Here is a 19346-nt window from a genome sequence, read left to right as displayed (position 1 = left end):
CGCCTCACTTGCCAACCAGGTCGATATTCTCGGCCAGCGCGGCGCAGCCCAGGTCTTCGATCACATAGGCTTCGTTGACCGACTCGAAATTCTCCACGCGATCGCGCTTGGCGTTGTCGACCACCGTGCGGCGGCGGGTGCCTTCCTGCCAATACACCGACAGGTTGTCCAGGCGCGTGACCATCAGCCCGTTGGCCGGGAAGTAGGGCACACGCACGGCGGGCAGGTTGCCGATGCGTTTCTGGCTGGTGACGATGTCGGCGGCCAGCATCTCGGTGGGGTCGAGCTTCTGGTTGATGATCGGGAAGTACTTGTCGGCCAGCAGCTGCCGTCCGCACACCACCACCAGTTCGGGGTCTTCCTGGTACCAGGGCTCGATGAACTCGGCGACCATGCTGAACACCAGGGCGTCGAGGTTGGCGAAGTCCTTGCCATCGCCGATGACGATCTTGCCGCTGTCGGGCTCGACTTCCTTGATCACTCGCGCCGCGTTTTCCAGGCGCATCTTCTGCAGCCAGCCGACGTTGACGTCCTGCAGCAGCGGGTTGGTCGCGGCATTGGAGCTGTCGGCACGGCTGGTACCGTTCCAGCCGATCATGATCCGGCTCAGCGCCATCAGCTTGATGATCGCGTCACGGATGCGCGCCTGAAAGTCCGGAAACTTGGCCCAGGCGTCGAGCTTGGCGTAGCGCAGGTGGGTGTCGAAGTTGGTCTGCGTACACAGGTAGCCACGGTCGTCGAGGGTGCTGGGGTCGCGGGTTTCGCGGTCCTTGGCGGTGGTGTCGGTGGTCCCGGCGATGGGGCCGGAAATGCCCAGACCGATCTTCTCGCCCATCTGCTCGTCGACGCCGTAGATGTTGATGCGGCGCAGGAATTCGCTGGACTCCTGAATACGGGTTTCCAGCTTCTGGGTCACGGACGGCGCCGTGGCGAACTTGGTGGTGACGTCGGGCACGCCGTGCAGCTGGGCGAGCTGCTGCAGGTAGGCGTTGTACAGGCGGCGGGTTTCGTTGCGCATGGGTTGCTCCGTGGCGATAGGGGTTTCAGCAGTCGGTGAGCTGCTCGCCGCGGCCACCCGTGGCCGGTGGGCGCTGGGTGTGGTGCGGGTTGGCGGTGGTGCTGAGGGTGTTTTTCAGCGCCTCGAAGTCAGCGCTGAATTGACGCTGCTGGTGGGCCAGCTCGGCCAGCTTGCCTTGCTCGGTCGCAAGGGTTTCGCCTTGCTCCTGGACGTGTTCGGCGAGCGCCGTCACGGCCTCGCCAAACTGCGCAAACTCGGCATCGACCTGCACATCCTTGCCCTTGATCAGCTCCCTGACCTTGGCGAACAGCGCAGCGCCGGCAGAGGGCTTCTGCTCGTATTCCTCGAACTCCAGCGTGACCTCGATGGCGGCCGTGAACAGATTGTCCGGATGCTGCTTGCGGGCGCTGTACGGGTTGCTTTGCGGATGCTGAGCGGCGAACGACAGCACCTCGGTGCCCAGGCTGGCCGGGCTGTCGGTGACGCCCAGGCCGATCAGGTAGGCGCGGCCGGTGTCGGCGAACTTCTCTGCAATCTCCACGCTGGTGTAGATCTTCTGCTTGGCCTTGGTCATGGAGATCAGGTCGGAAGTCGGCTCGATCTGCGCGAACAGCGCCCAGCGCCGCTCGCCGTCGACCTCGACTTCCTCGGCCTTCACCGCAGTGACATCGCCATAGGCACGGAACGGGCTGTCGGCCAGGGTGCCGCGAATATGCTCCATCCAGATGCGCGCGCCATACAGCGTGGGGCTGTAGCTGGCGGCCATTTCCTGGATCCAGGTGGGTTCGATCTTGCGGCCGTCGGAGGTCGCGCCGGCCGTGGCGACGCGGAACCACTTGGAGCGGAATTTCTTCATTCGGGATGTCCTCGGTGCAGGGCAGTGCGTTGAGGTGCATCGTCGGCAGTGCGCGGCCGAGCGGCAATGTGCGCCGGTTGTAGTCCGGTTTCCTACACCCGACCCCGCTACGCCCCACGCGCGCGCGGCGTCAGCATCGCCGCCATGACTGCCGCGTTGCCCGCACCCCTCCGCGATAACCGCCGCCAGGCCAAATTCCACTACTGGACCGGCCTGCGCATCTGCGCGATCGCTGAAATGCTCGAGGAAAACGAGAAGACCGTGCACGCCTGGAAGACCCGCGACGAGTGGGACCGGGCCGACAACGTCGAGCGCATCGGCGGTGCCCTGGAAGCGCGCCTGGTGCAGCTGATCCTCAAGGAGGGCAAGACCGGCGGCGACTTCAAGGAGATCGACCTGCTGCACCGCCAGCTCGAACGCCAGGCGCGCATCGAGCGCTTCAAGGGCGGCGGTACCGAGACGGACCTGAACCCCAAACTGGCGGCGCGCAACGCCGGGCCGAAGAAGAAGGCGGCGCGCAACGAGTTCGATGAAGGGCAGATCGAGCTGCTCACCGAGGCTTTCCGCGATGGCTGTTTTGGTTACCAGCTGGACTGGTACCGGGCAGGCAACCAGCGCACCCGGGCGATCCTCAAAAGCCGCCAGATCGGCGCGACCTACTACTTCGCCCGCGAGGCGTTTCTCGACGCGCTGGTGACCGGGCGCAACCAGATATTCCTGTCGGCCTCGAAGAACCAGGCGCATATCTTCAAAACGTACATCCAGAGCTTCGCTCGCGAAGTGTGCGGGGTTGAATTGACGGGCGACCCGATCATTCTGTCCAACGGCGCAGAGCTCCATTTTCTCGGAACGAATGCCCGCACTGCCATGGGATACCACGGCAATTTCTACTTCGACGAATTCTTCTGGACCTACAAATTCAACGAACTGAACAAGCTCGCCAGCGGCATGGCGATGCAGAAGCAATACCGTCGTACCTACTTTTCTACACCTTCGAGCATGGCGCACGAGGCCTACACCTTTTGGACCGGCGAGCGCTTCAACAAGGGCAAACCGGCGGCGCAACGGCTCAAGCTGGACGTGTCCCATGACGCCCTGCAGCAGGGGCGGCTGTGCGAAGACAGGATCTGGCGGCAGATCGTCACCCTCTTGGACGCTTCCGAACGAGGCTGTGACCTGTTCGACCTCGAAGAGCTGCGCCTGGAATACAACGCCGAGGCCTTCGCCAACCTGCTGATGTGCCAGTTCGTCGACGACGGCGCGAGCATCTTCCCGCTCAACGTCCTGCAGCCGTGCATGGTCGACAGCTGGATCGAATGGGCCGAGGACTACAAACCCTTCGCCGCCCGGCCGTTCGCCAATCGGCAGGTGTGGGTGGGTTACGACCCCGCCGAAACCGGCGACAGCTCCGGGCTGGTCGTGGTCGCGCCACCGCTGGTGCCTGGCGGCAAGTTCCGCGTGCTCGAGCGCCACCAGTTCCGCGGAATGGACTTCGCCGCTCAGGCCGAGGCGATCCGCCAGATCACCCAACGCTACTGGGTCACCTATATCGGCATCGACGTCACCGGCATGGGCTCCGGCGTGGCGCAGCTGGTGCGTCAGTTCTTCCCCAACCTGACCACCTTCAGCTACTCGCCCGAAGTGAAAACCCGCCTGGTGCTCAAGGCCTACGACGTCATCCACAAAGGCCGGCTGGAGTTCGACGCCGGCTGGATCGACATGGCCCAGTCACTCATGGCCATCCGCAAGACCGTCACCGCCAGCGGCCGCCAGTTCACCTACACCGCCGGCCGCACCGACGAAACCGGTCACGCCGACCTGGCCTGGGCCCTTTTCCACGCCCTGCAGAACGAACCGCTGGAGGGGCAGACCGCCACCAACACCGGGTTCATGGAGATCTACTGATGAACGACAGCCCAGCCCCAATCCCAGCGCCCGCCGCCCGTATGGAGGCGTTCACCTTCGGCGACCCCACGCCGGTGCTCGATGACCGCGGCATCCTCGACTACCTGGAATGCTGGTCCAACGGCCGCTGGTACGAGCCGCCCCTCTCGTTCGACGGCCTGGCCAAGTCCTCCCGCGCCAGCGTGTTTCTGCAGTCCGGCCTCAACTTCAAACGCAATATGCTCGCCCGCACCTTCATCCCCCACCGCCTGCTGTCCCGCCAGACGTTCGAGCAATTCGCCCTGGACTGGCTCTGGCTGGGCAACGCCTACCTGGAAAAACAGCGCAACATGCTTGGCCAGTCACTGGGCCTGCAGCCGGTCCTGGCCAAGTATATCCGCCGCGGCATCGAGCCCGGCAGCTACTACCAGGTGCGCAACTGGAAAGATGAACATGAGTTTCTATCCGGCTCCATCTGCCACCTGCGCGAGGCCGACATCAACCAGGAAATCTACGGCCTCCCCGAATGGCTCCCTGCGCTGCAGAGCGCACTGCTCAATGAATCCGCGACCTTGTTCCGCCGCAAGTACTACAACAACGGCAGCCACGCCGGTTTCATCATGTACATGACCGACACCGCCCAGAACGAAACCGACGTGGCTGCGCTGCGCGCCGCCCTGAAGTCCGCCAAAGGCCCCGGCAACTTCCGCAACCTGTTCATGTACGCCCCAGGCGGAAAGAAGGACGGCATCCAACTGATTCCCGTATCCGAGGTGGCCGCAAAAGACGAATTCAGCTCGATCAAGAACATCAGCCGCGACGACATGCTCGCCGCCCTCCGGATCCCACCGCAGCTGATGGGCATCGTCCCGCAGAACGCTGGTGGGTTTGGGTCGATCAAGGAAGCGGCGGAGATCTGGGCGATGAATGAGCTGGAGCCGATTCAGGCGAGGTTAAAGCAGGTGAATGATTGGGTGGGGGAGGAGGTGGTGCGGTTTGCGCCTATCGGCCCCCTCGACACCCAGTAACCCATACCAGGCCTGGGCGGCAGTTGGCCGGGCCGTCGTATCGACGAACTGTTGTTATCAAGGATCTTGAATGTCAGCTCCGATTTTCCCCTGGATGGGCGGCAAACGCCGTATGGCCAAACACATCCTCCCCGAGTTTCCCGAACATGAATGCTACGTGGAACCCTTCTGCGGCGGTGCCGCCCTGTTCTTCATGAAAGAGCCCAGCCGAATTGAGGTGATCAACGACTTCGACGGCGAAGTCGTCAACCTGTACCGCGTGGTGGGTAACCACCTGGAAGAGTTCGTGCGCCAGTTCAAATGGTCACTGGTGAGCCGCACCATGTTCCAGTGGGCCAAAGACCAGGCGCCGCGCACCCTGACCGACATCCAGCGCGCCGCACGATTCTTCTACCTGCAGACCCTGTGCTTCGGCGGCAAACCCACGAGCCGCACCTTCGGCACCGCCGCCACCACACCCCCGAAGTTGAACCTGCTCCGGATCGAAGAAAAGCTCAGCGAGGCGCACTGGCGGCTGGCGCGGACCACCGTCGAGAACCTGGATTGGAAGGAATGTGTTCGACGGTACGACCGCCCGCACACGCTGTTCTACCTGGATCCGCCGTATTGGGAGACGGCTGGTTATGAGGCGGGTGCATTTCCGTTTGCTGAGTTTGAGGCGATGGCAGAGATGGCGCGGACGATACGAGGCCGGATGATCATCTCTGTAGGGGATCATCCCAGGATTCGGGAGGTTTTTGCGGGCCTGCGGGTTAAGGAGGTGCCGTTGAGGCATACGGTGGGAGGTAGCAATGGTGTGATGGCGAATGAGCTGATCTATTTCAGTTGGTCAGCTAGCAACTGAGAGTAACAATGATCGAAGGTGTAAATACGAAGCCGTTGCTAGCGCAAAGCCGTTGAACAGGTAACCAACGCTGGTAATGGAAACCAACGGTAGTTTTAAGGAAGGTTAGGGTTGAATCTGGGAATGAAGAGTTAACGAACATTTGGCCGAAGCGATCTGAGAAAGGAAAGTTAGCGGTTTCGAGTTTTCGCTATTTCGCGAAGTGTATTGTGGAAGAGCAAGCGGCCCGGGCGGATGGTGAGAGATTACCGTTCGTCGGGAATATTTAGGGCCCGGGTTCCGATTATCGGAACTTGTCTCTGGGAAAGTCGTTAATCCAATTTGATCAATGAGCCATGTATTACGGAGTTTGCCGGGGAACATCGGTAGCCCGGGCGGGGAGCCCGGGGCGTAGAAACGAAAAAGCCCGCACGAATGCGGGCTTCAAGGCCGGAATTTTAGCATTGCCGCAGGTGAGCGAACGCGTGTAACCTTTGCTCAACTGCTCCGACAGGCGCCTTACCTTAGATCGAGAAATCACAGGTTAGGTGCCTATGAATCTCCAGTCAACCGCCCTTTTCGGTCAAGTCTCGCATAGTTGGGGCTATAGATGGCTAATAGTGCTATTTAGGCATGTAAAGGTAGTTAAGCTGGGGGATTTACCTGACTTGAGAGTTTTTGTCAGGTTGAGAGCAGGAAACGCTGGTTAGTCTCGTTTACTAGCCGGTTAATCCTAACGTTCGAGGCTATTACCTATGAAACGGTTCCTACCCGACGAACTGATACGCGCACTTCAAGCGGCCTACTGGTCGATTCGACTTGTGCGTATCATTCAAGAGTTGTAACCACAACTCGCAACAGGGGCTTACGTCCCTGTTGTTCTTTGGCTCTCTTAGTGCAAATGTGCAGTTTTTCCTGATCGTACGCGGCTGCTATCAAACCTGACCAATTCAGCTGCCTACCAAGCTCTGCATCACCAGCCTCCTGCAAACCTTGAGTAAGGGCTGCGCTACAGTCCATCCTACGGTTGATAGCGCACTATGATTGCTCAGTCGCTTAATCAGCCGGCCTGCACCACCATGACTGTGCATACAATCGCCCGTCCTCAACCTCCAATCCGCTCAGAACCAGTCCGTTAGGCGCCATCCAGGACAAAACCACCTCATGCAGCGGTGGCAAGGACGACAGCCCAATCGGATTCACACCTCTCACGGTCGCAGTCTTCGAGTTTCTCCCGAGCTGCTCGCAGCGCTGATCGGTGATCTGGACATCCCCTACCAGCGGCTGAAGGGCACGAACCTCTGTCAGGTCAATCGGCTGGCCGCGCAGCATCCGTTTAGTGACTTGGTATCTCATAGCTGTCGATCGTGCGCGCGAACGCTGTGCGTTACTACGCCCCAAACTGAGAACTCATCGCCCTCCAGAATGTAGCGCAGTGGATAAGCGGGATTTGCCGAGCGGAGTACGTGCATTCTCCCGCAGCGATCAAGGAGCTTGACCATCGGCTCGTTGTTCACCACACCGATTACCACCCGCCCGGTCGATGGCTCAATGCCCTTGTCTACTACCAGCAAGTCTCCACTGTGGATTCCCACGCCGATCATACTGTCGCCAAGGCATCGCACTAGGTAAGTGCCTGGTGCATGGATGTTCAGGGCTTCATCCAGTGAAAGGGACACAGCATCTGTGGCGAAAGGGCTATCCATAAGCGAGGCTCGAATACTGTATATGCAAACAGTATTCTTGCACCGACTTGCGACTGTTGGCAATGCACGGCGGTCGGCTTGGTGTTGATCGTGGCGGGACATGAGGGAGAGCGGCCCGAGCTTACTGAGGTAGAGCGCTACCGGTGGATGTGAAAGGACCATCACCCAGCGCGCGCCGTCGTCCCCCCACCTCGCCTGGGGGCTAAATAGGTCGCTTTGGCTGCGCCCCCGCAGACCCCTTGCTGCCAGTAGCTCTGTGGGTTGGGTTCGTGATTTGAGCGGTTACCGGACCCTGCAGAAGCCTGCGCCGAGCAGGGTTATCAACCGATGCCTGTGGCGTTCGATTGGATGACGATAGGGGGCGAAGGCTCGAAAAAGAGTAATTTCAGTAATCAGCACCTATGGAAGATCTGGAAGCCACGTCTTCCGCGGATTTCGTGATTACAGAAAGAGGTAACAAACCTGTAACCTGAAACGTAATATTTTCATAAGTATATGATCTGTATAGATTTCTTATCTAGTGAAAAAAAACGCTTATGGAGAGTAATCAGATTACTTCAATATCACTCAAATGTTACTCTTTGTATTTTTCGAAAAAGCTATATATTTCAATGATTTAAAGGCTTTTTTATCGGGAGTGTTACCGAAGTTACTCTTTTTTTGCCCCCTCCCAAACCATGAAGCCATCTCTCGTCCGCGCAATGCAAAGCCGAGTCAACGGCATTGGTTTGGTTCGGTATTGGGCGAAAGAGGGGACCGCTGATGGATCGAGGAGACAGCCACGCGCGATATGAGCCGATCGATATGATGGTAAGCCCAGCACAGAAGCTGGCCTCAGACGGTGGTGGTACAAAAGTGGTACGGGAAGATAGGAGGGCGGCTGCAGGCCACGTATTACGAGGCCTGTGGCGTTAGCAGGTCCAATCCATCATGGGTGCCACGCTAAAGCGGCGGGAGGGCTCCAGGCTAGGCGTGGCGGGCGTTTCAGCTACATTCTGTACCATTTTACTCTGCGCGTTTTGTACCGGTTTTCGGGCGTTTTCGGACGTTTTCGTGGGGTGGGTGGTAAGTTTTACCACTGTGAGAATGACCTTAACCACTTTCGCCGGGGCCACTATTCGAGGACGAAAAAGGGCTGGCGAGGTGTTTGCTATGCGGGTCGGTTCCGTACGAAACGTGACGGGAGACAAGTCTACCAAGACACTAGGTCGTTCGTGCGAAAACAGGTCGCTTATCAAGCGCTGCAGGATGACCTTGAGGATCTGCGTTCTGAACGCCTGGCCATCGAACGTCTGTCTGGCATAGACACTGACTTGACCTTGAGCCTGGAAGAAATGAGCGCCCGGTTCAAATAGGCATGTGTGCCGTACACCTGTGTTCTTCGTTTCCAGTGCGCGACAGATACAAAGCCCAATCTACCAGGCGAACCTGATACTAACCAAAGAGGCTGGTCGACGTGTCAATGATCAGCCCTTACCAGCGATAGTTGACCGAACCGACCAGCGCTCGCTCGTCGCCGTAGCGGCACGAGACGTTGCAGAACAGGTACTTCTCGTTGGCGACGTTTTGCGCCATCATGGCCACGGTCCAGTTCTTGTCGACTTCATAGGTGACTTTCGCGTCGAACAGGGTGTAGGCGGAGACCTTCTCGTTGGCGTCCGAGCTGGACGTACGGCTGGTGCCCAGGTAGCGGGCGCCGCCGCCGACCACTACCTGAGGCAGGCCCAAGGCAGTCAAGCGGTAGTCGGCCCACAGGTTGGCCATGTGATACGGCACGCCGTCGATGCGCGTACCTATGCGGGTCGACACCGCATCGTCGGTGATCTTCGCGTCGATGTAGGTGTACGACGCAGTGGCGCTCAGGTTCGCGGTGATCTCCGCTTTCGCCTCAAGCTCCACACCGCGTGAGCGGGTTTCACCGAACTGCACGGTGTTGCCGGTGAGGTCGGTGCTCAGGGAGTTTTTCTGCTTGAGGTCGTAGACCGCGGCGCTCAGCAGCGCTGTGGTACCGGGCGGGGTGTAACGTACGCCGATCTCGTACTGCTCGCCCTCGGTCGGATCGAACGAGGTGTTGGCGTTGGCGTTGAAGACGTTGGCCGGCAGGAACGACTGGCTCCAGCTGACATAAGGCGCCAGCCCGTTGTCCGCCTGGTAGACCAGGCCGATACGACCGGTGGCTTTCTTGTCATCGCGCGGCGTGCGAGCGCCAGTGGCGAAGCTGTAGGTTCGGCTTTCGGCCCAATCCTGACGACCGCCCAGCAGTAGAATCCACTTGTCGTCGAACTTGATCTGGTCTTGCAGGTAGACGCCGGTCTGAGCGCTGTGCAGGTCCGAGCCGGTGTTGGCAGTTGTGACGTTGGTCGCAGCCCCGTACACCGGATTGGCCGGGCTGAACATGGAGTTGGCGCCAGCGAAGCGATGAGAGTCGTAGGTCTTGTGGTAGTAGTCCACGCCCGCCAGCAGGGTGTGCTGCCAGCGGCCGCTGTCGAGGGTCCATTGCATGTTGTTGTCGCTGGTCCAGCCTTCTGAGCGCTCGCGGCGGATGCTAGGTCGGCGCGCCAGCTGGCCTCGGCTGCGCAGGGCGCCGCTGCCGGTATCAGCGATCTGCATGTAGTCCCAGCTCAGGTCCGCCTCGAAGTGGCGTAGCGAATGGCGGATTTTCAAGTCGGGTGTGAAATCGTGGTCGAACAGGTAGCCCAGACTGGTCGAGTAGTTGTTGTAGTGATCGAAGCCGCGCTCGCCGGTGAACAGGTCGCGGTCGACCTTGGGGTAGCGAGTGCTGGACGAGGTGGTCAGGTCGAAATCCAGCGGTGGTGCAAAGCCGGTACGGGTTTCCTGGTAGTTGGCCAGGACCGTCAGCGAGGTGCTCTCGTTCGGGCGCCAGGTGAAGGCGGGTGCGATGTAGCGGCGGTCGTCGTCGGTATCGGTGGTCTGGGTGCCACTGTCGCGCCAAAGGCCGGTCAGGCGATAGGAGAACTGTCCGGCGTCGTCGATCGGGCCGCCCAGGTCGAAGCTGTACTGTTTGCGCGCATGGCTGCCGTATTCGACATTGACTTCATGCAGGGGCGTGTCGATCGGGCGCTTGGTGATGGTGTTGAGCAGACCGCCCGGCGACAGTTGGCCGTACAACACAGAAGAAGCACCCTTGACCACTTCCACGCGCTCCAGGCCGTAGGGCTCGATGCCTCCGTCATACACGCTGCCTTGCAGTTTCATCCCGTCGCGCAGGATGCCGCCGGTGCCTGAGCCGACGTTGAAGCCACGGATCACGAAGTCGTCGGCTACACGGCTGAACCCGCCTGGCTGCGCGATCACGCCTGGCGTGTAGCTCAAGGCCTCGGCCAAGGTGTCGGTCTTGCGGTTGTCCATCTCGTCGCGGGTGATGACCGAAATCGACTGAGGAATATCCTTGATCGCCGAGTCGGTCTTGCTTGCGCTGGTGCTGCGAGTCGCCACAGGTCCACGGATCCGGCCAGTCGGGTTTTCCAGGGCCTGGGCATCGATGGTGGTTTCCTGCAGCTCCAGGGTGGCGTTGGATATGGCAGCGCTGGCGCTGTCGGCGGCGTAGGCGGTGCTCAGTGGCAGGCCACTAAGTAGCATCGCCAGTGTCAGCGGGTGATAGGCAAAGATTTTTTTTGCCGGCATGGGGACTCCTGTGCGTTAAACGTTGTTTGCCTGAAGGACGAAATCAGGCCGCGCCTCCGTCTCGACGATCAGCACAAGCAGAACTGTAACAAATAGGAATGGTTATTATTCATATTTTGTTGCGAATATCTGTTGGAAAGCTACACCCCTTAGATGCTCGACCCGAGAGCAGGGCGCCTCGCATTGCCCCTCTTGAACTGTCACTACAAGCGCTAGTGGCGATCATGACCGTCAAGTCCGCCACGCCAGAGGGGCCTGACGATCACTGTCTAAGCTTATGTTTATTCAGTATTAATTGGATTGAAAACGGTCGATTACACTCAGCAACCGCAAGCCAGACGCAGGCGCTTTCCGATGTTCGCTTTATCTCTTTCAACACGTCTGGAGGTCAACCGATGACCTTCGACTACGCGTTCGCGTTGTCCACGCTTCCTGCTTTTGCACGCGCCGTAGGGGTCACTTTGCAAGTCGGCTTGATCGCCATCCTGAGCTCACTCGCCGTCGCGGTGCTCAACGCGGCCATCGCCACGTTCCGGGTCCCGGTGCTGCATCGGCTCGTGCCGCTGTACGTCGAGCTTGCGCGGAATACGCCGCTGCTGATTCAGCTGTTCTTCATCTACTTCGCCTTACCCGCTCTGGGCGTGCGGATTTCCGGTTTCGCGGCGGCGGTCATTGCCATGACGTTCATGGGAGGTGCGTACCTGACCGAAATACTGCGCGCGGGCATCGAAGCGGTGCCCAAGTCGCAGATCGAGTCTGGCCTGTCCATCGGTCTGTCGCGCTGGCAGCTGTTGCGCCATGTAGTGCTGCCCCAGGCAGGCATTCTCAGCTTGCCGGCGCTGTTCGCCAACTTCGTGTTCCTGCTCAAGGAGACCACGGTGGTGTCGGCCGTTGCCGTGCCGGAAATTCTCTACACCACCAAGAGTTACATCGCTCTGTATTACAAGACCTACGAGATGCTGGCAGTGATGACCGGGTTGTGCGTGCTGTTGTTCTTGCCGCTGTCGCTGCTGCTGGGCCTGCTGGAAAGGAGGCTCCAACATGGCCAGTTCGGGTCTTGAGCTGCTCTGGGTATCGGCACCTCAACTGCTGACCGGGGCCGGTCGCACCTTGGGTATTTCCGCGCTTGCGATCCTGTTCAGCAGTGTCGGCGGCCTGTTCTATGGCGTGCTGCGCAGCCTGGGCAAGCGCTGGCTGGACGTGCCGCTGAGGGTCTACCTGGAGCTGTTTCGCGCCATTCCGGTACTGGTCTGGTTGTACCTGTTCTTCTTTGGCCTGCCGATCTTCTTCGGCGTCAGCCTGCCTGCGTTCTGGTGCGCGGTGCTGGTGTTGTCGCTGTGGGGCGCCAGCGAGATTGGCGAAGTCGTGCGTGGCGCGCTGCGCTCCATACCCCGCGGGCAGCGCGAGGCAGGACTGGCCATCGGCCTGGGCCTGGGCCAGTTGTACGGTCGGGTATTGCTGCCCCAGGCGCTCAAGCGCCTCACGCCGCCGGTCATCAACGTCTGCACCCGTTTGCTCAAAACCAGTTCGCTGGCGGTGCTGATCGGCGTTGTCGACATCACCAAGGTGGGCCAGCAGATCATCGAGCGCACCTACGAGTCGGTGCTGATCTACGGCTTTCTGTTTGTCTTCTTTTTTATCGTCTGTTATCCGCTGTCGGCCGCTTCCCGCGTGCTTGAACGGCGCTGGAATCACGCATGAGCGCATTGATCGAACTCGCAAGCTTCAGCAAGAAATTCGCCGATACACCGGTGCTGACTGACATCGATCTGCGGGTGACCGAAGGCGAGGTGGTGGTGATCCTGGGCCCCAGCGGCTGCGGCAAGAGCACATTGCTGCGCTGCCTGAACGGCCTGGAACTGGGCCACAGTGGTACCTTCACTTTCGATGGGCAGTTGCTGCCTGCCAATGCCGACTGGCGCCGCGTGCGTCAGCAGATCGGCATGGTGTTTCAGAGCTATCACCTGTTTCCTCACATGACCGTGCTGCAGAACGTGCTGCTGGGGCCGCTGCAAGTGCAGAAGCGCGATGCCCAGGAAGCGCGGCAGCAGGCCGAGGCGCTGCTGGCTCGGGTTGGCCTGGCCGAACGCGCCAACGCCTACCCCCGCGAGCTGTCGGGCGGCCAGCAGCAACGGATCGCCATTGTGCGGGCACTGTGCATGAACCCCAAGGTCATGCTGTTCGACGAAGTCACCGCTGCGCTGGATCCGGAAATGGTCAAGGAAGTCCTCGAGGTGATCCTCGACCTGGCGCAGGGCGGCATGACCATGCTCATCGTTACCCACGAAATGGCCTTCGCCCGCGCGGTGGCCGACCGCATTTTGTTCATGGACCGCGGCCGTATCGCGGAACAGAACGATCCCGAAACCTTCTTCAGCGCCCCGCAGACCGCACGCGCGCAGCAGTTCCTGGAAAGGTTTTCCTACGTAGAAAACATGCCGAAAAGGAAAGCATCGTGAACTTCAAAACTGCCCTGGTTCTACCCGTACTCGCTCTTGGATTGCTGGCCGGTTGCGATAAACCGGCCGAACCCAAGGCCGCCACCCCAGCCGCGACGGCGAAACCTGCCACCAGCTACCTGGAAACCATCAAGGCCCGCGACAAGCTGATCGTCGGGGTGTTCAGCGACAAACCGCCCTTTGGTTTCGTCAATGAGCAGGGCGAATACGTCGGGTTCGACACCGACCTGGGCAAGCGCTTCGCCAAGGACCTGCTGGGTGACGAGAAGAAAATCGAGTTCGTCAGCGTCGAGCCGGCCAGCCGCATCCCGTTTCTGCAGAGCGACAAGGTCGACCTGATCCTGGCCAACATGACCGTGACACCCGAGCGTAGCCAGGCGGTGGACTTCACCAACCCGAACCTGCGTGTCGCCGTGCAGGCGTTGGTGGCGGACGGCAGCAGCGTACAGAAGCTCGATGACCTGGCCGACAAGACCACCATCGTCACCACCGGTACCACGGCCGATCTGTGGTTGACCAAGAATCACCCTGACTGGAAGCTGCTCAAGTTCGAAAAGAACTCCGAATCACTGCAAGCCCTGGCCAGCGGCCGCGGCGACGCCTATGCCCAGGACAACCTCGTGCTGTTCAACTGGGCCAAACAGAACCCCGGTTACCGCGTACTCGCCCAGAAGCTGGGCGATGAGGCGCCTATCGCACCGGCCGTGAAGAAAGGCAACACCGAGCTGCGCGATTGGGTGAATGACGAATTGGCCAAGCTGGGTGAAGAGAAAGCCCTGCTCAAGCTTTATGACCAGTACGTGCGCAAGGACTTGCCAGCGGACACCGACCCTAATCTGGTCATCGTGGAGGGTGGTCGCTGGAAGCCGTGAAGGCGGACGATCTCGCGGATCAGTTCTGCCCCAGCTTGAAATGGAAATTCTTCATGAAATTCCACGAGTAGGAGGGCGGCGGAGAATAGCAGCCAGGTTGATTGGCGGGCGTGGCGTCACAGCGCACTGTGTAGCCCTTGCTGCCGATCTCGCGACCGCCTTCGCCGGTGCCTTGATCGCTGTAGGAGGCACAGCCGCTCAGTACGCCCAAGATCAATAGTGCAGACAGTGTTTTCATTCCAGACTCCTTCCGTAGAGCGCGCAGCTTAGCCTCGATCCGTTTTCAAAAGCTATCCACCTGCGAACATGCCTCCACCGCCGCGCGCCTGATGTGATCAGGCGCGCGGTAGCTTTCAGGTGTCATTGCGCGCTGCCATCAATTGCCGCATTTCCTCGCCGCGCAGCGGCGGGCTGAGCAGGTAACCCTGGACGAACGGGCAGCCCAATGCCTGCAGTCGGTCCAGCTGGTCCTGGGTTTCCACGCCTTCGGCGACGATGTCGACATCCAGCGCGCTGCCCAGCGACAGGATGCTGGTGACGATGGCGATGGTGCGTCTGTGGGTCATCATGCGCGTGACGAACGAGCGGTCGATCTTGATCGAGTCGATCGGGTAGCGGTCGATGTAGCCCAGCGAGCTGTAGCCGGTACCGAAGTCATCCAGCGCAATGTGCACGCCCAGCTCGCGCAGGCCGGCGAGGGCGATGGCCACGGTTTCCGGTTCGTTGAGGAAGACCGACTCGGTAATTTCGATCTGCAGGTTGCGGGGGCTGAAGGCGGTGCTCTGCAGTATTTCCGCGACCTTCGCTACGAAGCCTACGTGGTTGAGTTCGGCACCGGAGACATTGACGTTGAGCTTCAGCGTGCAGGCCGCGCTGGCGTTCCAGCGCTTGAGCTCGGCACAGGCGGTCTGCATGACCCAGCGGCCCATTTCATGAATGATGCCGATGTCTTCCGCCACTGCGATGAACACGTCGGGCGGCACGTTGCCGAGCACGGGGTGCTGCCAGCGGACCAGTGCCTCGACGCCTTCGATGCGGCGTGAGCGGGCGGCGAAGATGGGCTGGTAGACCAGGTAGAACTCTTCTCGCGCCAAGGCGTGCTTGAGCGCGTTGCGCATCAGCAACAAATCGACCGCCGCTTGGCGCATGGACAGGTCGAACAGGGTCCATTTGCCTTGGCCTTGTTTCTTTGCCGCGTACATGGCGACGTCGGCATCGCGGACGAGGTCTTCGGCGCTGGTGTGCGCGGCATCGAGTGTGACGATGCCGACGCTGCACGAAGTGAAGATCGCCTGGCCCTCGACGTCGACGGCGACGCCGAGCGCCTGGATGACCCGTTGCGCGGTATCGATGGCAGCATGCTTGGAGCCATTGCCGGTGTGGAGGATGGCGAACTCGTCACCGCCGATGCGCGCCAGCACGGCGTTGCCGTTCAGGCAGGACTCCAGCCGCTGCGCCACGATCTGCAGGAGGATGTCACCGGCACGGTGGCCCATGCCGTCGTTGATGTATTTGAAGCGATCCAGGTCCATGTACAGCACTGCCGCTTCGCGCTCGGCATGGTCAAGGTTGAACACTTCCTGAATCTTGGCCATGAAGTAGGCGCGGTTCTTCAGCCGGGTCAGGTCGTCGTGGAAGGCGGCGTAGGTCAGCTCTTCCTGGATTCGTTCACGCTCCACCAGGCGCGAGCGCAGCGCTACCTGTTCCTCGCGGTCGATCTGCGCCTGCTTGAGGCTTTCTTCGGCTTCCTTGCGCTCAGTGATGTCACGCTGCACGGACACCCAATGGGTGAACCAGCCTTTTTCGTTGGCCACCGGCACGATGCTCAGCTGCACCCAGAAGCGGGTACCGTCACGGCGCGTGTTGATCAGTTCGACTTCGATCGGCTGCCACGTGGACAGGGCGCTGCGGATCTGATCCAGGGTGCCGCGATCGGTTTCCTCGCACTGCAGGATGCGCGGCGTCTTGCCGAAGATTTCTTCCAGGCTGAAACCGGTGGTCGCCAGGAACGCCGGGTTGCAGTAGACGATCCGCGGGCCGGGTTGGTCGATCGGCTCGGCCTCGGTGATCAGGATCGCATCCTTGGCGTGGACCACCACTGATTCGAGCAGGCGTAGACGCTCGATCACTCCGGCAGGACCGGTACTGGCGGCAACCGGCAAGGACGGCGCCGAGTGGTAGAGAGCAACGGAGTGAGTCTTGAGTGCGTAGATCTGGGCGGCGCTGAGCAACTTGAACGGTGGCGTCAGCGCCAACAGAACGATGCCGACGAGCGCGTCGCTGTGGTCTTTGACGGCGATGCACACGCGGTAGGTGTCCGCCAGCGAACCGAGGAAATCCGGGATCGAGTGGATGAAAGGCGAGCCGTCGCCGATGTCGACCACGTCGCCGTAGGACATCAGCATGCGTAGCCAGGACTCGGTGGCGGCGTCTACGGGCACTTCGCGCGTTGTGCCAAAGGCGGCAGTCACGCGCCAGGCGCTGGGTGCGCCTTCGATGAGCAGGCCGCCGCAACAGGGGGTGATGGCCGCCGCCGCCTGAACCAGACCTTTAAGAGCGGTGTGCTTTGTATCTTTTTCAGGGACGACTGCGAGCATGTAAAAGACCCAGACAAGGACGGGAAAAGGCGACCTCCTGTCGCTCGATGTCATTTTGACATCATTGTGATAGTGATACCACGCCTTCCGGTCGGACTGCCCCTGAGCCCTTAAAGTGCATCTGTACGCTTCAATATCTGCGCAAGAGAGCAGGGTAGCGATCAACGGTCGTCTACCCGGTTCAGGCGGTAACACAGGCGCGATTCAAGCTCGCTCAGAAGTACTTCAGCCAGCCGATGTCGCGTCGACGCTGCTTGAGTTGCGCGAACCAGCGGGTGGGAAAGTACAGGGCTACGGCCAGTACGGCGGTCCACAGCCAGATTCCGGCCAGACTATCGAAGCCGTAGTACTTGCCTTGGTTCAAGCCCCAGATCTGCACCGCGAGCAGGTACATCGCCTTGAGCACCAGCAAGTGCAGCACGTAGAAGAACATCGGTGCGCCACCGTAGCGCGACAACACCTCGAGCACTTTCCGGCCTTCGAGGCGCTGGAACAATGCAAGCAGCAGCAAGCCTGCGCCCATGGTCGGCATCAGGTACAGCAGCGACGGCGGGTATTTGGTCAGCGACATGAAGCTCATGAAAGTACGCACGTTGTCGTCCAGCACGCTCCAGGGTTTTTCGCCGTAGCCATTGAGATAGCGAATGGCGATGAAGCCCAGGATCAGGCCAATCCCCCAATTGAGCAGCAGGCGCTGGCGTCGTGCCGGGTCGGCGCCGCGGGCGAACCAAGGGCCGGCGCAGTAGCCCAGGGCGATCAAGCCGATCCACGGCAGGATCGGGTAGGTGGTGCGGGCGCGGGTGTATTCGGTGATTTCCAGGAACGCGCGCTGGTGCAGGATCGACCAGATCTCGAAGAACGGCGAGTCGGCGGTCAGGACGATGCCGTCCAGCAGATTGTGTCCGGCGACGATGACCGCGCCCACGATCGCCAGTGCGGTGCGCGGCATGTGAATGAGTGCCGCCAGTGCGATCATGCTCAGGCCGATGGCCCAGATCACTTGCAGCCACAGGGTGGTCGGAACCAGTGTCGCGTTCCAGGCAAAGTTGACCAGGGTGAGTTCGAGGAAAACCAGGAACAGGCCGCGTTTCAACAGGAAAATCGACACTTCCCGAGGGCTGTGAGACTGCCCGTACAGCCAGGCAGAGAGGCCGGTGAGGAAGACGAACACGGGCGCGCAGACCATGCTGCTGATACGGGTGAAGAACAGTTCGGGAGGGGTGTTCAGCGGGTCCATGGGGTCGCTGACTTGCACGTGGAGGAAGAAGGTTTCCCGGACATGGTCGACGAGCATGAAAAGCATGACCAGTCCACGCAATGCGTCGATCGCGAGCATGCGGGTGCGTGACACCGCCTGGGTCGAGGCAGTGGAAAGCGAGCCGGGGAAGGGTGGTGAAGCGGCGGCGTCGGCCATGGGCATGCATCCAAAAATAAATCGGGATGCTAATGTTACGATATAACGTGAATATTGGAAATCGTTATGGCGAGGTGCGTCTAACCGCCTCAAATGCAAGTAAGGCGCAGTGGTGCGTCAGATAGACCGTGTAAAGCTTCGCGGGCAGAGTCCGCTCCCACAGGGGATGAGCCCGTGTGTGGGAGCGGGCTCTGCCCGCGAAAAGAACAACGCTGGGTATCGAGAATGCTCCAATCAGGCGCTTTCTTCCTGTTGCAGGCGCTTGATCAGCGCCTGGGCGGCGGCTTCGGAAGACGCAGGGTTCTGGCCAGTGATCAGGTGACCGTCTTCGACCACATAGCTGCCCCAGTCCGGACCTTTGGAGTACTCGCCGCCATTGGCCTTGAGCATGTCTTCGACCAGGAACGGCACGACATCCGTCAGCCCGACCGCCTCTTCTTCGGAGTTGGTGAAGCCGGTGACCTTCTTGCCCTTGACGATGAAATCGCCGTCCGGCGACTTGACGTTCTTGAACACCCCAGGTGCATGGCACACAGCTGCAACGGGTTTGTTGGCGGCGTAGAAGGCTTCGATGATGGTCTTCGAGTCGGTGTCTTCGGCCAGGTCCCACAGTGGCCCGTGGCCGCCTGGGTAGAACACGGCATCGAAGTCGTACGGGTCAGCCTCGCCAAGGGGAAAGGTATCCGCCAGGACTTTTTGAGCCTGCGTATCCTGAGCGAAGCGGCGGGTAGCGTCGGTCTGCGCATCCGGCTCGTCGCTCTTGGGGTCCAGCGGTGGCTGGCCACCCTTGGGCGAGACCAGGGTCACTTCGGCGCCTGCATCGATGAAGGCATAGTAGGGTGCGGCGAATTCTTCCAGCCAGAAGCCGGTTTTCTTGCCGGTATCGCCCAGTTGATCGTGGGACGTCAAAACCATCAAGATCTTCATGCAAACTTCTCCAGCAGGTATAGGGACGCAACGCATCGCATTGCCCGGTTCTGTTTTCAGAAAGCACTTGGCCGCAGACGTTCAAGACAATCCGCGTCTGGTACGCTTTGGGTCGGA

At 60.4% G+C, this 19346-nt stretch carries 15 protein-coding genes; 7 read left to right on the top strand and 8 right to left on the bottom strand.

The features are described 5' to 3' along the window. Positions 1–4: 4 nt before the first annotated feature. Positions 5–1018: a phage major capsid protein, P2 family gene (locus IFT75_RS15100; protein ID WP_192055438.1), complete on the bottom strand. Its 1014-nt coding sequence runs from the start codon at positions 1016–1018 to the stop codon at positions 5–7. Between the two features lie 25 nt (positions 1019–1043). Further along, positions 1044–1874, bottom strand: coding sequence for a GPO family capsid scaffolding protein (locus tag IFT75_RS15095; protein WP_192055437.1), 831 nt, complete (start codon positions 1872–1874; stop codon positions 1044–1046). Between the two features lie 144 nt (positions 1875–2018). Here IFT75_RS15095 and IFT75_RS15090 point away from each other — a divergent pair, with 144 nt between their 5' ends. From IFT75_RS15090 to IFT75_RS15080, 3 genes are all read left to right on the top strand, one after another. Further along, positions 2019–3779, top strand: a complete 1761-nt coding sequence (locus IFT75_RS15090; RefSeq protein ID WP_192055435.1) for a terminase ATPase subunit family protein — start codon at positions 2019–2021, stop codon at positions 3777–3779. Next, positions 3779–4786, top strand: a complete 1008-nt coding sequence (locus IFT75_RS15085) for a phage portal protein (protein ID WP_192055433.1) — start codon at positions 3779–3781, stop codon at positions 4784–4786. Before IFT75_RS15090 ends, IFT75_RS15085 begins: the two co-directional genes overlap by 1 nt. 70 nt (positions 4787–4856) lie before the next feature. Then, on the top strand, positions 4857–5630 hold the full coding sequence (locus IFT75_RS15080) for a DNA adenine methylase (RefSeq protein ID WP_192055431.1): 774 nt from the start codon (positions 4857–4859) through the stop codon (positions 5628–5630). Positions 5631–6961: 1331 nt separating this feature from the next. Here the strand turns inward: IFT75_RS15080 and IFT75_RS15075 are convergent. Together IFT75_RS15075 and IFT75_RS15070 are read right to left on the bottom strand one after the other, a co-directional pair. After that, positions 6962–7315 (bottom strand): LexA family protein, encoded by a 354-nt coding sequence (locus IFT75_RS15075; protein WP_192055430.1) that lies wholly within the window; start codon positions 7313–7315, stop codon positions 6962–6964. Positions 7316–8788: 1473 nt separating this feature from the next. Next, positions 8789–10960: a TonB-dependent siderophore receptor gene (locus IFT75_RS15070; protein ID WP_192055428.1), complete on the bottom strand. Its 2172-nt coding sequence runs from the start codon at positions 10958–10960 to the stop codon at positions 8789–8791. Positions 10961–11355: 395 nt separating this feature from the next. On the opposite strand from IFT75_RS15070, the gene IFT75_RS15065 reads away from it, so the two are divergent. Genes IFT75_RS15065 through IFT75_RS15050 form a run of 4 tightly spaced genes read left to right on the top strand, consistent with a single transcriptional unit; the run spans position 11356 to position 14291 of the window. Then, positions 11356–12021, top strand: coding sequence for an amino acid ABC transporter permease (locus IFT75_RS15065; RefSeq protein ID WP_122477583.1), 666 nt, complete (start codon positions 11356–11358; stop codon positions 12019–12021). Further along, the gene (locus IFT75_RS15060) at positions 12002–12661 is read left to right on the top strand and encodes an amino acid ABC transporter permease (protein WP_122715629.1); all 660 of its coding nucleotides are present in this window, start codon (positions 12002–12004) and stop codon (positions 12659–12661) included. The genes IFT75_RS15065 and IFT75_RS15060 overlap by 20 nt, the downstream gene beginning before the upstream one ends. Then, positions 12658–13419 (top strand): amino acid ABC transporter ATP-binding protein, encoded by a 762-nt coding sequence (locus tag IFT75_RS15055; protein ID WP_122477586.1) that lies wholly within the window; start codon positions 12658–12660, stop codon positions 13417–13419. The genes IFT75_RS15060 and IFT75_RS15055 overlap by 4 nt, the downstream gene beginning before the upstream one ends. Further along, the gene (locus tag IFT75_RS15050) at positions 13416–14291 is read left to right on the top strand and encodes a transporter substrate-binding domain-containing protein (protein WP_122477588.1); all 876 of its coding nucleotides are present in this window, start codon (positions 13416–13418) and stop codon (positions 14289–14291) included. The genes IFT75_RS15055 and IFT75_RS15050 overlap by 4 nt, the downstream gene beginning before the upstream one ends. Before the next feature lie 19 nt (positions 14292–14310). On the opposite strand, the gene IFT75_RS15045 is transcribed toward IFT75_RS15050, so the two are convergent. The 4 genes from IFT75_RS15045 to IFT75_RS15030 form a co-directional block, all read right to left on the bottom strand. Beyond that, entirely contained in the window at positions 14311–14529 is a 219-nt protein-coding gene (locus tag IFT75_RS15045; protein ID WP_192055426.1) for a hypothetical protein, read from the bottom strand. Positions 14530–14644: 115 nt separating this feature from the next. Next, on the bottom strand, positions 14645–16888 hold the full coding sequence (locus IFT75_RS15040) for a putative bifunctional diguanylate cyclase/phosphodiesterase (protein ID WP_192055424.1): 2244 nt from the start codon (positions 16886–16888) through the stop codon (positions 14645–14647). Between the two features lie 214 nt (positions 16889–17102). Continuing rightward, complete coding sequence (locus IFT75_RS15035; RefSeq protein WP_446731073.1) at positions 17103–18308, bottom strand: DUF1624 domain-containing protein; 1206 nt, start codon at positions 18306–18308, stop codon at positions 17103–17105. 228 nt (positions 18309–18536) lie between these two features. Beyond that, positions 18537–19229 (bottom strand): type 1 glutamine amidotransferase domain-containing protein, encoded by a 693-nt coding sequence (locus IFT75_RS15030; protein WP_192055420.1) that lies wholly within the window; start codon positions 19227–19229, stop codon positions 18537–18539. Between the last annotated feature and the right edge of the window lie 117 nt (positions 19230–19346).

It is taken from the genome of Pseudomonas sp. CFBP 8758, from assembly GCF_014841725.1.
Classification (GTDB): domain Bacteria; phylum Pseudomonadota; class Gammaproteobacteria; order Pseudomonadales; family Pseudomonadaceae; genus Aquipseudomonas; species Aquipseudomonas baltica.
Note: the sequence above shows the minus strand (reverse complement) of the source record. Positions and strands in the feature narration are given on the sequence as shown.

Coding starts and splice junctions, on each gene's coding strand:
- IFT75_RS15100 (WP_192055438.1), bottom strand. CDS start 1,018: ATGCGCAACGAAACCCGCCGCCTGTACAACGCCTACCTGCAGCAGCTC.
- IFT75_RS15095 (WP_192055437.1), bottom strand. CDS start 1,874: ATGAAGAAATTCCGCTCCAAGTGGTTCCGCGTCGCCACGGCCGGCGCG.
- IFT75_RS15090 (WP_192055435.1), top strand. CDS start 2,019: ATGACTGCCGCGTTGCCCGCACCCCTCCGCGATAACCGCCGCCAGGCC.
- IFT75_RS15085 (WP_192055433.1), top strand. CDS start 3,779: ATGAACGACAGCCCAGCCCCAATCCCAGCGCCCGCCGCCCGTATGGAG.
- IFT75_RS15080 (WP_192055431.1), top strand. CDS start 4,857: ATGTCAGCTCCGATTTTCCCCTGGATGGGCGGCAAACGCCGTATGGCC.
- IFT75_RS15075 (WP_192055430.1), bottom strand. CDS start 7,315: ATGGATAGCCCTTTCGCCACAGATGCTGTGTCCCTTTCACTGGATGAA.
- IFT75_RS15070 (WP_192055428.1), bottom strand. CDS start 10,960: ATGCCGGCAAAAAAAATCTTTGCCTATCACCCGCTGACACTGGCGATG.
- IFT75_RS15065 (WP_122477583.1), top strand. CDS start 11,356: ATGACCTTCGACTACGCGTTCGCGTTGTCCACGCTTCCTGCTTTTGCA.
- IFT75_RS15060 (WP_122715629.1), top strand. CDS start 12,002: ATGGCCAGTTCGGGTCTTGAGCTGCTCTGGGTATCGGCACCTCAACTG.
- IFT75_RS15055 (WP_122477586.1), top strand. CDS start 12,658: ATGAGCGCATTGATCGAACTCGCAAGCTTCAGCAAGAAATTCGCCGAT.
- IFT75_RS15045 (WP_192055426.1), bottom strand. CDS start 14,529: ATGAAAACACTGTCTGCACTATTGATCTTGGGCGTACTGAGCGGCTGT.
- IFT75_RS15040 (WP_192055424.1), bottom strand. CDS start 16,888: ATGCTCGCAGTCGTCCCTGAAAAAGATACAAAGCACACCGCTCTTAAA.
- IFT75_RS15035 (WP_446731073.1), bottom strand. CDS start 18,308: ATGCCCATGGCCGACGCCGCCGCTTCACCACCCTTCCCCGGCTCGCTT.
- IFT75_RS15030 (WP_192055420.1), bottom strand. CDS start 19,229: ATGAAGATCTTGATGGTTTTGACGTCCCACGATCAACTGGGCGATACC.